Raw genomic sequence first — 13,998 nt, 5'->3', positions numbered from 1 at the left:
TTCATCCCGGTCTGAACGCCGCTTCACACCCAGCAATATGTACCGCACCCCCGCCATGGGCTGCCCGTAGTGTCCTCGCTCCCATCCCCGCGATCACCGCTGGATCGCGCACTTCGAGGACCTGCCATGATGGCTACCGAACTTCCCTATTTCTTTGACGAAGCGCTGCTTGCGTCAAAAGCCAAACAGCCAGGCGAACGCGAGAAAGCGCTGAATTTCACCCTGGATGACCTCAACTGGCTGAACACTGTTTACCTCGCCACACAAGACGCGCGCCAAGCCGACGCCAGGCCGATGCATGCCTGGCAGTTGTTACTGACGCCGGCAGGCAGGCCGGGCATTGCATTGGCCGGCGCGTTTGTCATGAGCCGTCCGGACGATGGCGAGGCCATGCTCTACACACCGTGGAAAGGCCTGATCAAATTCGCTGACATAAACGACCTGTTAATCAAACTCAAGGCATGGCTCAAAGAGGACATCGGCAAGCGCGAGCTCTTGCGTTTTCTTTCCATCGAACAGCGCAGCGCGCTGTCGGCCGACACCGCGCCGGGCATTTCCACGCAAGCCATCGTGGGGGCCGTGTTCGAACAGCAGATGCTGACCCTGGAGCGCAACGCGGCACAGAACATCACGACCATGATCGGCGAACTGGTCAAGATGCCGACGCTACAAACGATGCTTGACGAAACGCTCAAGCATGCATTGTTCAAAGCCTTCCCCAAACTGGACCAACGCCTGACCCGGTTTGTCAGAACCGGTTCAACCGACGCTGAACACACGCTTCCCTCTCTGTCACTGAGCGACACTCTGCTGCATGTCTATCTGACCAACGACTGGCCAACAGGCGGTTCCAGGGTCTTTTCCAATCCCGTGCACGGCGTGAGCAGCGACGACGATAACCAGGCATGGGAAGGTGCGGTCAAAGAGATCGCGCAAAGTTTTACCCCTCACCTGCGAAGCCTGGTCGAGACTTTCTGGAATACGCCCATGGACCATGGGCAGCCACGCTCGGCGTTTTTTGCCGAATGCATGCGCGACACCTTTCACCTGAAACTGTTGCAGCAGCGTCAGCAGAACGTTTTAACGACACAGGAATACCTGCGACTGATGAAGGTCAGTCTCGCACCTGGCGCCACTGATCCGCTTCGTATCGAAAAAGTGCGTATCAGCGCGCCCCTCAGGCATTACGCCGACCTTGCCAGCAGCTTGATGATCGGCAACGCCGATACCCTCGGCTATCTGTACACGCAGTCCAGAGGCATTGAAGCCACGAGCGACCTGCCGGCGGTCAAAAAGATCGTGCTGCAGATGCTCAACAGCGAAGGGCATGAAGACACCCTCCTCAACTTTACGTCGCTGGACGAGCGCCGCACCCTTCTTTCAATCGAGCCGGATGAACGTGAGATCAGCGGTGTTCCCATCGTCGGTTCGGTCTTCGAGCAATTGATGGCAGACATTCAGCAAAAGCAACTTCATAACCTGAGCCATGCCTTGCGTCGCTATCGTGAAAGTGAAGGCACGCTGGCGCCGCATGCCTTGATCGACAACGCACTGGATGTCCGCGCACTGATTGATGACCGGCTATTGGCCGCCAACGCAGAGGGGCGCTGGAGTCCCCATGTGGACCTGCGCTGGAGTGCGCAACCGGCTACCGTACGCGGCGAATCGGCCAAGGCGCAACTGGCACTGCTCTCCACCCTGGAACGGGCACTGGAACAGAGCCTTGAAAAGCACCCTGCGATCCCCGCCACGACCACCACCTTCGCCGACGCGCAACGGATCGTCGATTCGTCGCTGCAAACGTTGCAATCGTCCTTCACGCATATCTTTGCCACGGCGTTGCGCAGCGAACTGAAATTGAGAACAGCCGCCCGCACCCTGGGCCCCACGGAACAGGCCATCATCAACAGCGTGCTCGACACACCGGTGCGGCTGCAGCGTGCCGCCGTGAACGGCTTCCTGCCGGACATATTTTCCCTGGCATTGAAGACGGGTAATTCAACGAACCTGATGAAGCTCGCCAGTTGTTTTGTGCTGACAGAGCGCGGTGGCCTGGACCCGAACCATTCGGGCAAGGCCATCGCCTGGACCCCGGCACTGGGGTTTGAAGCGTTCCCGTCCTTGACACCCTTGTTGACTGAGTTCCAAAGACGCCTTAACGATCAGGACGCACGCTCCGTCCTTCTGGAAAACCTCGAACGTGGCGAGCGACTGGCTGCAAACACTTACACCCTGGCCCCCTTGCAACGCATCGACGGGCATTTTCTCGATCTGATACACAAACCCTATGTGCAACTGGATCAGTCGAGCGTCACTGCCGCGCTGGGTTCGAAGCTCCCGCAAGCGACGCTGACCAGCCTGCTGAACCTGGTGGCGCTGCGCCTACCGAAGACGGGATTGCGCCGTGCAGCGGATATTGCCCTGTCACTGACCACCCAGCAAAGACTGCCGGCATGGCTGGCCAAGGCCTCCCACAAAGATCTGGTATTGCATGCCGAACTGCTTCAGCAGTACCTCAATAACGTCAGTGAGGACAAGGACTACCTCACAGGTGTTCGCTCCCTGGCACGCACGGCTCACCATGAACTGCAAAAGCAACTCAAGGCGGATACCTTCGACCTTGATCCGGACAAGATCCAGGTCAAACCACGCCGGATGCTCGCGGCACGCCCGCAAACCCTGACCGACTTTGCATTGATCCATCTCAAGGACCTGGATCAGGTTCGATTCGACCTGGTGAGCCTGGATACCACGCCGATTCCCAAGGCGATGAACGAGGCCTATATCAAGAGCCTGATCCGAAACCTGAAACCTGGCCATCATCACCAGTCGATACTCAACGCAGCGTTTGCCGATACCGCCCCCCAGGCCGCGGAACGCAAGGAGTGTTTTTACGCCCAACTGCCCTGGCAACTGATGCATTACGCCCACAGCGAAAAACTTCAGGAACGCCTCAGTCAAACCGGGTTCGATCTGATTCGCCAAATCATGGACATGCCTGATGCCACCGCCCGAGCCGCCATCAACGAGGCGAATGCAATTATTCGCCCTCTCGAACTCACGGGTATCAAGAGCGGGCACGCGATCAAGGTGCCAGGCACCTGGTTGATTGGGGAAAAGGACAATGCCGCCGGGCCACAGGTGCTTATTGCGCCGTGCAGCCCGACACATGGGGTAAAGGAGTATGACGGCGAAAACTTGCTGGTAAGTGAACTGAAGGTCCGGGGCGCCCTGCAAGACTGGGTGCTCAACAGCTTGCCGGCGGCTGATCGCACTCTGTGCAAGGCGCGGTTGACGTCCACGGACAATACGTCCGGCACCTTCAGCCTGGCATCCAATCCAGTCAGGGGAAACCTTTTCAGGCAGCTGTTCAATGAAAATGCCTCATTGCTCGGGCGCCTGCTGGATAGCCAGTCTGACAACGAAAAACAGAGCGATTGGGAAGCCATCAAGCATGTACTGGGCGAAGACCTGGATCAGGCCACCTCATTCTTCATGGGCAAGCTGAAGTATCCGGTCACCGTGTGGCGCAGCTACCGGGATTTCAAGGAATCGGCCGAAGATCTTCAATTACACAAATGGGGGCCGGCGATCGAGGCATTTATCAACGCGATTGCGCAACTCGCCAACTTGCGAAAATCGATGCAAACCGGGACGACGGTGGTTTCGGCTTCCAGCGAGCACAGCGCAGAAACACCCGAAAGCCCGATCAAATGGCAAGACATTAACCTCACGGCACCCGATCGCGCGCGCTTGAAGCGTCACGAAAGCACGGATACCGACCTGGGTTCGTTGACCCTGGACTCGACGCTGGGGCTCTACACCCACCCCACTACAAAAAAACACTACGGCCCGGTCGAAGGCAGAGTCTATCCAGTGGTAAAGAGCGGCACTCGCTGGCGCATTTGCGACGACAAAAAACAGGGCCCCTACCTGCGTCAGAACCCAGCGAAGCAATGGACGCTGGATCGCCAGGCACCGCTTGCCCGATTCGGCATGCTCAACCGGATAGAGACCGCTGTTACGGCCTGGGGGGGCATGAACGTCGAAGCCAGTGGATTGCCCCAAATCCGGTTACTGTTTCCGCAAAAGGCGCGCTTGATTGATGAAGCACTGGACCTGGCGACCCACTATGTCTGGAACAGTGTTCGAAACCTGCAACTCCTCAATGCTAATAGCAGTCGGCATACTCCGGTGCATGGGATCATCACGGACTTTTTGGGTGTGTCGACCGCCCTGCCCGAGCATGTGACGATGATTGAACAAGTCGTCAGCGACATGTTTGCCGGATTGCTTGACCCCAGCCTCAGGCATCCCAATTCCAGGCGTTTTGCGGTCGGAAGGCTCGTCGAGGGAAGAGATGACACGTTCGCCTTTACCGTCGATCGGGACGAAAGGCGCCGAATCTATCTGGCAGAAAAATTCTTTTTCCCCAATTTCGACCACTACCGCAACTACCTGTCAGACCCTGCCTTTGCGATCAGGCCCCACTCTCGCGCATCGACGTTGATCCATGAGCTTTCGCACATCCTCCTCAAGACCCTGGACCTGGCTTATCTCGACACCAGCAGACCCTTCGCCGAACTGATAGAAACAACGACACTGCGTGCCGTGCAGCTCAAGAATGAATTGACCGACCTGCAGCGCTGCGCACTGTCGATTCATACTCCCCTGTCGGAACTGTTCAGCATCCATGATCCTGATACCGATACCTGGGTGGATTGGGACAGAAGTTCTGATGACTACGCTGGCGAGCTAAACACGCATGTCCTGAAACTAACGGGTAAGACCACCCTGAAAGATGCCCGCGACAGCTTCATTAATGACCCGACGATCAGACTGAAGGTGCAACTGAGCAATGCCGACAGCGTGACCTGGCTCATCACGCACCTTGGACGCCAATTACACACCAACACCCCTTGATCCAGCATAAAACCGTGGATGTCAGCAGCCTTTGCGTAACCCATCCCAAACAACCGAAGGCCGCGCCTCTTATGAGGTGCGGCCTTCTTCCATCGTCAAACCTCCATGACTTTACTGCACGACCACCTTCGCGGCCTGCTCATCCTGTTCGCGAATTGTCTGCGCCTGGTAGTTCGGATCCGACGTGATCTGCTGCTCGGTGAAGGGCAGCACGCCCAACTGCTTCTTCGAGAACGCCAGGGTCTGGTCATTGGCGTACTTCGAGGCCGGGTCGCTGGAGAGCGAGAACGCCAGCAGCCCCCTGGCCTGCGGGCCCTTGTCATCGAAGGTCACCACTTGCAGGTAGCTGGTGCCGCTGACCACTTCGCGCTTGCCATCGGTCCGGGGCACACTTTGGATCGCGTTGTAGACCCCCAGCGAGCCCGGCCCGCCGTGGATCGGTGTCTGCTGGCCACCGCTGCTGACCACCTGGATATCGCCCCAGCGGCTGTCCGCCTTGACCCCTGACGCCTTGACCTGCTCGACCGACGCCAGCATCGCCTGGCGCAACGCCTGCGCCACTGGCGGCCGATCGACCGCCAGGCCTCGCGGGGTATGTTGCGGGTCTTGCGGATCGAACGCCACGCGCCACACATCCGGGACCTGTTCCAGAGGCTCCATGACATTCTGGAAATGCACGAAACCCAGGCCGCTGTCGAGGTTAGCCTTGCGATCCCAGGCCTTGAGGCTGGCACACAACGGCGCGAGGGTTTTCGCATCAGCGCCCAGATCGTCGGCGCAGAATTGCAACAGGTCCGGCATGACTTGCGCGGCCTGATAGACCTGGTCGTCCATCACCATCTGTTGCAGATCCGCGGCCTTGAGCGGGCCGGACTTGGCCAGCGTGCCCAGGCGATCCAGGGCGAAACGCGCGCGCAGGCCCAGCGGCTGGCTGTCCTGGCTGATCAACGGGGAAAAACCGGCCAGCGGTTGTGCCGGATTGGCCATCCACGCCGAATCGTTGGCGTGCTGCACAAAATCCTTGCGCAACAGTTGCGGCAATTGGTCCGCCGCGAAGATCCCCTTTTGCGCCGCGCGCGGGTCGATGCCCCAGGCGCAGGCGCTGTTGGAACCGTCGAGCACGATCATCTGCAAGCCGATGCGCGGGTCACTGCACTGCGCCAGCTTGTCGGCACTGACGTTGGGCACCACCGACAGGTTCATGTACAGGGTTTGCCCCTGGTCGTCCGCGGCCAGGGTATTGACCCACGGGATGCCCTGGATCTTGTGGACCGAGTCCTGAAAATCCTTGAGGTTGCCGGCACGGTTCATGGCGTACCACTGCTGCAATACCCGGTCGTTATCGAGGTTGGCGTCGCGCAGGCTGTAGGCGAACTGGTTGTCCCAATCGAGCTTGCCCGGCCATTGCACGATCGGGCCGAATGGCGAGCTGTAGATCACGTGGGATAGCGCCTTGACCGATCCGTCCGGCTGCTTCACGTCGACTGTCAGCGTTTGCTTGTCCAGGGGCAAGGATTGGCCGTCGAGCAGGTAACGGGTCGAATCCTTGGGGTCCAGTTGCAGGCGGTACAGAGTGAAATGTTTGGATGAGTCGACGGTGTGGGTCCAGGCCAGGTGCTGATTGAACCCGATGTTGATCATCGGCAGGCCGGGCAGCGCGGCGCCCATGACGTCGAGTTTGCCGGGAATGGTCAGGTGCATTTGATAGAAACGCATGCCGCCGACCCATGGGAAATGCGGATTGGCCAGCAACATGCCACGACCGTTAAAGGAGCGCTCGCTGCCGACCGCCACGGCATTACTGCCACGGTCGAGGGCAAAACGCTGCAGGCGCATATCAGCTACCTGGAACGCGCTCTGTTGACCGGTGTTCCCGGCCACGGCGGCTGGCGGTGTGGCCCCCGCCAGCGCTTCGGCAAACTGCCCCACCCCCCCTTCCACCAGCAGGCGCCGGGTCAACTTCACCAGATCCCCGGCGGTGATTTCCCGCACCCAGTCGCCCTGGCACTGCGGCGGCAACCCTTGCGCCCGACGCTCTGTCAGGGCGCGGTTGAAGCCAGCCACATAGCCGTCGATCAGCTCGCGCACTTCAGGGGGCTGCGCCTGCCAGAACCCGGCGACCGCCTGCGGAGTGTTCAGCCAGGTGAAAAACAGGTCGCTGACGAGGTTCTCGCGCTCTTCGACCGTGAACTGGTCCGGCCCGAAAATCCGTGACCGTTGACCGTTCACCGTGGCGATCTCATTGGCCAGCAAACACAGGTTATCCTGAGCGTAGGCATAGCCGATTCCGTAACCAAGCCCCCGCTCGTCTTCGGCACGAATATGCGGCACGCCGAAACTGGTCCGGCGGATATCGGCACTGGCCTGCTCAGGCTGACTGCGCGCATTCGCCGCAAGACTCAGCCCCACCAATACACCCGCCAGGCTCAACCTGGTCAACTGGCTGGAAATATTCACACTCGCTCCTGATCGAAAATCGATGGTCACGGCCCTGCGTACGGGCAGGCGCTGCGCATCCTTTCAAGGACGAAGCAAAGAAAAAAAATTTAGGTTGTTGGACCGCGATTTAGAGGCTTCTGACGGACTGCCGACGCCATGACGACGAAATTTCTACATTTAAGTCTTCATGATTTGCGTCGTTCATACGTCTTGTTATGTAAGAGCGCCCATTTTTCCTGATCAGGCTCTGAAAAGGAGTTTTTGCAATGTACAACTCGCAACTGCCAACGGACGGTAGCAACGCGCCAAAGGGCAATTCCATTGGGGTCGGTGTTTTCGACCAGCGTACCGAGCGCCACGGTAATGAGCGGATTCGCTTCCTGCTCAAAAGCTTTGGCCTGCGAACCAGTCTGATTCGACTCAAGGTCATCGACGCCCTGCTCGACGCTGCCGAACACGATCGCAGCCTGGGGGTGCGGGGCGTGCACGCTCATTTGCTGGAGCTGGATATTCCGCTGTCGTTCCTCAGTGTGCGCGAAGTGTTGAAGCGCCTGTGCAGCGAAGGCGTGATCGTGCTCAACGCCGACAAAAGCTACAGCCTGGACCCACGGGCCACGGCCGTTCTGCACCATCACTGACGGGCCTGTCTTCCCTGTAGGAGCTGCCGAAGGCTGCGATCTTTTGATCTTGCTTTAATACAAGATCAAAAGATCGCAGCCTCGTTTGCACTCGACAGCTCCTACACAGCTCCCGCGCAGGTAGCGGGAGCGCCATCAATCGTCAGGGCTTGACCTTGCGCCGCATCACGCCATTGATGACCACCACGATCACCGCCACGCCAATGGCGATGTACTGGAACAGTTTTTCGCTGATGACGCCGATGTTCTGCAAATACGACAGGCCAAACATGATCCCCAGCACCACGAGGGCGATCAGAAGGGAATATTTCAAACGTTGCGACTGGGTCATTAGCCTTTCCTGAACTTAAGCCTGAAACTGAAAAAATGTATCCGCTTTGTATCCGGATGCATGCCAAACCCCTACCGTTTCTCGGGGATGGGGCGCAGCAAACAGGGTCACATGTTACAGCCGATGAAGCGTTTTGGCTTCATAGCGGCGATAACCATGAGGATTTTCAAATGTTGCGTCGAATCACACTGCTGATTCCCCTGCTGGCCCTGCTGTCCCTGAGTGGTTGCATCGTTTTCCCCCACGGTGGCTGGCACCATGATCATCATTACGACGACCGGGGCGGACCGGGTTATTACCCACATCGTTGATACACCCACCCAGCCAACACCCTGAGCGCCTGATCCGGCGCTCAGCGGCCAACCTGACAATTTCGTCATGTCCCGCTCATCTGCCTGACAGCCCTGGTCCGGGATCATACGACTGCCAGCTTGTAGTAATTAGAAACACTCCTTGAAGGTCTGGCCGGGAAAACCGGTCAGAATGCGTTTTTTCGCCCGCAATCCGAGACATATTCCGACATGCGAACCTCTCTTCGTCTGACTGCCTTGAGTGCCCTGCTCATTTCCTCGATGGCCCAGGCCGCCGACCTGATCCCCATCGAAGTCCACCGCGACGCCAACTGTGGCTGCTGCAAGAAGTGGATCAGCCACCTGGAAGCCAACGGTTTCAAGGTCGAGGATCATGTCGAAGCCAACATGAGCGAGTTCAAGCAACAGCACGGCGTGCCACCGCGCCTGGCGTCCTGCCATACCGGCCTGATCAATGGCAAATTCGTCGAAGGCCATGTGCCAGCCGAGCAGGTACTGGCGCTGAGCAAACGCGATGACCTGTTGGGCGTGGCCGCCCCCGGCATGCCCATGGGTTCGCCCGGCATGGAAATGGACGGTATGAGCGATGCCTATCAAGTGATCGGCCTGAAAAAGGACGGCACGGACCTGGTCGTGGCGGACTACCCCGCCCATTGATTTTCGGCGCCTACCTCGGCTTGTTCGTGGCGGCCTTCGGCGCCGCGACCCTGCTGCCCCTGCAATCGGAGGCCGTGCTGGTCGGGCTGCTGCTCAGCGACAAGTACTGGCTAGGGTCGCTGCTGGCGGTGGCGACGCTGGGCAATGTCCTCGGCTCGCTGGTGAACTGGTGGCTGGGGCGCGGCATCGAACGCTTCCGGGACCGGCGCTGGTTCCCGGTCAGCGAAGCGCATCTGGAAAAAGCCCGAATCCACTATCAACGCTACGGACACTGGTCGCTGCTGCTCAGCTGGCTGCCGGTGATCGGCGATCCGCTGACACTGGTGGCCGGCGTGATGCGCGAGCCGCTGGGGCGGTTCCTGCTGATCGTGACCCTGGCCAAGGGTGCCCGTTATGGCGTGTTAGCCCTGGCCACGCTGGGCTGGATGGGTTGAACCAACCGCGGTGGCGATTGCCTGTTTAATGTCGCCCTAATCATGCCGGTCCAGCATCGGCAGATTTTCAACGGAGTTCACCCATGCCCTTGACCCTCACCCGCTGGCTGCCCGGCCTGCTGTTGACCGCCGCCCTGCCCGTCATCGCTGCCGAAGGCCCGGAGTACGGGCCGCAGCTGGAAGGCTTCGAGTATCCCTACACCGTCAAGCACTTCGCCTTCGAGTCCCAGGGCAAATCCCTGCAAATGGGCTACATGGACGTCGCCGCCCATGGCAAGGCCAACGGCCGCAGCGTGGTACTGATGCACGGCAAGAATTTTTGCGGCGCGACCTGGGACACCTCGATAAAAGCGCTCAGCGACGCCGGCTACCGGGTCATCGCTCCCGACCAGATCGGTTTCTGTACATCGAGCAAGCCTGATCACTACCAGTACAGCTTCCAGCAACTGGCGGCTAACACCCAGCAATTGCTCAAGGCCCTCGGCATCCAGAAGGCCACCCTGCTGGGCCACTCCACCGGCGGCATGCTCGCCACCCGCTACGCCCTGCAGTACCCCGAACAGGTCGATCAACTGGCGTTGGTCAACCCCATCGGCCTGGAAGACTGGAAGGCCCTCGGCGTGCCTTATCGCACGGTCGATCAATGGTACGCGCGCGAACTCAAGCTCAGCGCCGACGGCATCCGCGCCTACGAACGCAATACCTATTACGGCGGGCGCTGGAAGCCTGAGTTCGATCGCTGGGTGGACATGCTCGCCGGCCTCAATAAAGGCCCGGGGCATACGCAAGTCGCGTGGAATTCGGCGTTGATCTACGACATGATCTTCACCCAGCCGGTGTACTACGAATTCCACAACCTGAAGATGCCGACCCTGTTGCTGATCGGCACGTCCGATACCACGGCCATCGGCAGCGATATCGCCTCCCCCGAGGTCAAGGCGAAGCTGGGTCACTACGACGTGCTCGGTAAACAAGTGGCCAAACTGATTGCGCAATCGACCCTGGTGGAATTCCCCGGCATGGGCCACGCGCCGCAAATGGAAGAACCGGCGCAGTTTCACAAGGCGTTGCTTGACTGGCTGAACAAAACCAATCCCGTGCGTGAATGAGGTAAGGCTGATGGCGGTGCAGATTGCAGTGATTGACGATTGGCAGGATGTGGCCCGTGACGTGGTCGACTGGTCGTCGCTGGACGACATCGGGCAAGTGAACTTCATCCACGACTACCCCGCCGACAACGCAGCGTTGGCAGAACGCCTGGCCGGGTTCGACGTGATTTGCGTCATGCGAGAGCGCACCCGCTTCGACGAAGACCTGCTACGGCGCTTGCCCAGGCTCAAGCTGCTGGTGACCGGCGGCATGCGCAACGCCGCCCTCGACTTCAAGGCCGCCGCCGAGCTGGGCATCCAGGTGTGCGGCACCGACAGCTACAAGCATGCCGCGCCGGAACTGACCTGGGCCCTGATCATGGCCGCCACCCGCAACCTGGTGGCCGAAGCCAATGCCTTGCGCGCCGGTCAGTGGCAACAAGGCCTGGGCGGCGACCTGCATGGCAAGACCCTGGCGATCCTCGGCCTGGGCAGCATCGGCCAGCGTGTCGCCCAGTTCGGCCAGGTGTTCGGCATGCGTGTGATCGCCTGGAGTGAAAACCTCACGGCAGAACGCGCCGGGGAAGTGGGCGTGACCTATGTCAGCAAGCAGGAACTGTTCGAGCAGGCCGATGTGTTGTCGGTGCACCTGGTCCTCAGCGACCGCTCCCGAGGGCTGGTGAACGCCGAGGCGCTGGGCTGGATGAAGCCCACTGCGCTGCTGGTCAACACCGCGCGCGGGCCGATTGTCGATGAAGCGGCGCTGATCAAGGCTTTGCAGAAACAGCGTCTGGCGGGGGCGGCACTGGATGTGTTCGATGTCGAGCCGTTGTCGGCCCATCATCCGTTCAGGACGCTGGAGAATGTACTGGCCACGCCCCATGTGGGGTATGTGAGCCAGCAGAATTACCAGCTGTTTTTCTCGCAGATGATCGAGGACATTCGGGCTTGGTCCGCCGGGGAGCCGATCCGGCTGCTGAACTGATACCGCGTTATCGTTCTTCGCGAGCAAGCCCGCTCCCACATTGGATCTGTGTTGCACACAAAACCGGTGTTCAATGGAGATCCAATGTGGGAGCGGGCTTGCTCGCGAAAAGGCCCTCACGAACACCACACCACGCAAAATCATGCACCGCAATGGTGCAAACCAACTGTTCACCCACGCACACCGATGTGACAGTTCTGCTTCTTTTTCATTCGTTTTCACAAAAAAACCTGCCCTTCGTCGGTGCGTTCGCCCCTCTATCCGGCACGTCCGTACCTCTTTGAACCGATTGTCGAACAATTTTGCCATTCGGGCTTTACCGCTCTAAGTTCTGGTCTAGGCTCACTTTCGCGAGGCAAAACCGGTCGGTCACAAAGCGGAAAAATAATCGAAACTTTCGCTATTGGTGATCGGTCGACTGAAAGGTAAGTGCGTTGCGACTGGTGCAATCCTTGCAATGGCTACTCCACCCATTCTGCTTCAGCGCATTGGGCAGCGCCTGCCACTGATGTGCAGCGCTTTTGCGCCCGGCCACAGGACGTGGTCATGAAACACCGTTTGCCAGAGCTAAGAATTAGATCAACAACACGGGAGATTCATATGATAAGTGCGGCTTTAGATGTTCAGGGAGAACGTGCTCATCAGCATGTCGGCGAATCGAGCGCCGTCAGTGCTCCCACTGCCCAGTCGATCAGCGTGACCGGCACCAGAACGCTGACACCAGTGGCCCATCAGAATCCCAACCGGAAAAAAGTGTTGTTCGTGACCTCGGAGATCGCCGACCTGGTGAAAACCGGCGGCCTGGGTGACGTTTCCGCCGCCCTGCCCCGGGCCATGACCCATCTGCACGATGTGCGAGTGTTGATCCCCGGCTATCCGCAGGTGCTGCACAGCGAAAACCCGATCCACATCATCGGTGAACTGGGCGGGCATGCCGCGCTGCCACCGTGCAAGATCGGGCGCATGGACATGCCCGATGGCCTGGTCATTTACGTGTTGATCTGCCCTGAACTCTACGAGCGCGAAGGTTCGCCCTACGGCGCCAACAATGGCCGCGACTGGCCCGACAACCATATTCGCTTCGCCCGCCTGGGCCTGGCGGCCGCCGACATCGCCGCCAACCTGGCACAAATCCACTGGTGCCCGGACCTGGTGCACGCCCACGACTGGCCGGCCGGCCTGGCACCCGCCTACATGCACTGGCGCGGGCAGCGCACGCCGACCCTGTTCACCATCCATAACCTGGCGTACCAGGGTGTCACCAGCCTGGGGTCCTGCCCTGAACTGGGCATCCCCCATCACGCGCTGCAACAGGAAGGCATGGAGTTCTACGGCAAGATGTCGTTCCTCAAGGCCGGCATGGCCTATTCGAGCCACATCACCACGGTCAGCGCGACCTACGCCCAGGAAATCACCACCCCTGCCTTTGGCTGCGGCCTGGACGGCTTCCTCGCCGCCAAGACCCAGCAAGGCCTGCTCAGCGGCATTCCCAACGGCATCGACGAAAGCTGGGACGCCGCCACCGACGCGCACCTGTTCCGTCCTTTCAGCATTGGCGACTGGGAAGGCAAGGCGGTCAATGCCGACCACGTGCGCCAGCTGTTCGGCCTGGAAGACTCGCAAGGCCCGCTGTTTGCCGTGGTCTCGCGCCTGGTCTACCAGAAAGGCCTGGACCTGACCGAAGCGGTCTCCGAATACATCGTCAAATCCGGCGGGCAAATCGCGATCATCGGTCGCGGCGAGCCGGAGGAAGAACAAGCCATGCGCGAACTGGCCCTGCGTTTCCCCGGGCAGATCGGTGTGCGCATCGGCTTCAATGAAACCGACGCCCGCCGCATGTTCGCCGGCAGCGATTTCCTGCTGATGCCTTCGCGTTATGAACCTTGCGGCCTGAGCCAGATGTACGCCCAGCGCTTCGGTTCGTTGCCGGTGGCGCGCAATACCGGCGGTCTGGCCGACACCATCGAAAACGGCGTGACCGGTTTCCTGTTCGACGAATCGACGGTTGAGAGCTATCAGGAAGCGCTGAGCCGCGCCTTCAAGGTATTCGCCTTCCCGGAACTGCTGAACGCCATGCGCTGCCGGGCGATGACGCAACCTTTCAACTGGTGCCAGGCGGTCGAACCCTACGCCGAACTCTATGAACAACTGGTGGCCAAAGCACTGGGGAAATCGCACAAACAGTAAAGAGG

At 59.7% G+C, this 13,998-nt stretch carries 10 protein-coding genes; 8 read left to right on the top strand and 2 right to left on the bottom strand.

The window, feature by feature from the left end:
* Positions 1 to 126: 126 nt before the first annotated feature.
* A complete protein-coding gene (locus tag F8N66_RS04390; protein WP_150769003.1) occupies positions 127 to 4,923 on the top strand; it encodes a dermonecrotic toxin domain-containing protein in 4,797 nt (1,598 codons plus the stop codon).
* Positions 4,924 to 5,034: 111 nt separating this feature from the next.
* Here F8N66_RS04390 and F8N66_RS04385 read toward each other — a convergent pair whose 3' ends face one another.
* Entirely contained in the window at positions 5,035 to 7,380 is a 2,346-nt protein-coding gene (locus F8N66_RS04385) for an acylase (protein WP_150769002.1), read from the bottom strand.
* A gap of 248 nt (positions 7,381 to 7,628) precedes the next feature.
* Between F8N66_RS04385 and F8N66_RS04380 the strand changes: the two genes are divergently transcribed.
* Positions 7,629 to 8,000: a fe2+ zn2+ uptake regulation protein gene (locus tag F8N66_RS04380; RefSeq protein ID WP_150769001.1), complete on the top strand. Its 372-nt coding sequence runs from the start codon at positions 7,629 to 7,631 to the stop codon at positions 7,998 to 8,000.
* 142 nt (positions 8,001 to 8,142) lie between these two features.
* On the opposite strand, the gene F8N66_RS04375 is transcribed toward F8N66_RS04380, so the two are convergent.
* On the bottom strand, positions 8,143 to 8,331 hold the full coding sequence (locus F8N66_RS04375) for a hypothetical protein (protein WP_150769000.1): 189 nt from the start codon (positions 8,329 to 8,331) through the stop codon (positions 8,143 to 8,145).
* Between the two features lie 170 nt (positions 8,332 to 8,501).
* Here F8N66_RS04375 and F8N66_RS31450 point away from each other — a divergent pair, with 170 nt between their 5' ends.
* The 6 genes from F8N66_RS31450 (at position 8,502) to glgA (ending at position 13,993) form a co-directional block, all read left to right on the top strand.
* Positions 8,502 to 8,642 (top strand): hypothetical protein, encoded by a 141-nt coding sequence (locus tag F8N66_RS31450; protein WP_191622895.1) that lies wholly within the window; start codon positions 8,502 to 8,504, stop codon positions 8,640 to 8,642.
* 210 nt (positions 8,643 to 8,852) lie between these two features.
* Positions 8,853 to 9,299 carry a DUF411 domain-containing protein gene (locus F8N66_RS04370; RefSeq protein ID WP_150768999.1) on the top strand — a complete coding sequence of 149 codons (447 nt, stop codon included), beginning with the start codon at positions 8,853 to 8,855 and terminating at the stop codon, positions 9,297 to 9,299.
* The gene (locus F8N66_RS04365) at positions 9,299 to 9,733 is read left to right on the top strand and encodes a YqaA family protein (protein ID WP_150769225.1); all 435 of its coding nucleotides are present in this window, start codon (positions 9,299 to 9,301) and stop codon (positions 9,731 to 9,733) included. Before F8N66_RS04370 ends, F8N66_RS04365 begins: the two co-directional genes overlap by 1 nt.
* Before the next feature lie 83 nt (positions 9,734 to 9,816).
* A complete protein-coding gene (locus F8N66_RS04360; RefSeq protein WP_150768998.1) occupies positions 9,817 to 10,842 on the top strand; it encodes an alpha/beta fold hydrolase in 1,026 nt (341 codons plus the stop codon).
* Between the two features lie 10 nt (positions 10,843 to 10,852).
* The gene (locus tag F8N66_RS04355; protein ID WP_150768997.1) at positions 10,853 to 11,806 is read left to right on the top strand and encodes a D-2-hydroxyacid dehydrogenase family protein; all 954 of its coding nucleotides are present in this window, start codon (positions 10,853 to 10,855) and stop codon (positions 11,804 to 11,806) included.
* Positions 11,807 to 12,406: 600 nt separating this feature from the next.
* On the top strand, positions 12,407 to 13,993 hold the full coding sequence (gene glgA / locus F8N66_RS04350) for a glycogen synthase GlgA (RefSeq protein ID WP_150768996.1): 1,587 nt from the start codon (positions 12,407 to 12,409) through the stop codon (positions 13,991 to 13,993).
* Positions 13,994 to 13,998 lie beyond the last annotated feature (5 nt).

The organism is Pseudomonas fluorescens (genome assembly GCF_902498195.1).
In the GTDB taxonomy this organism is placed as follows: domain Bacteria; phylum Pseudomonadota; class Gammaproteobacteria; order Pseudomonadales; family Pseudomonadaceae; genus Aquipseudomonas; species Aquipseudomonas fluorescens_BU.
Note: the sequence above shows the minus strand (reverse complement) of the source record. Positions and strands in the feature narration are given on the sequence as shown.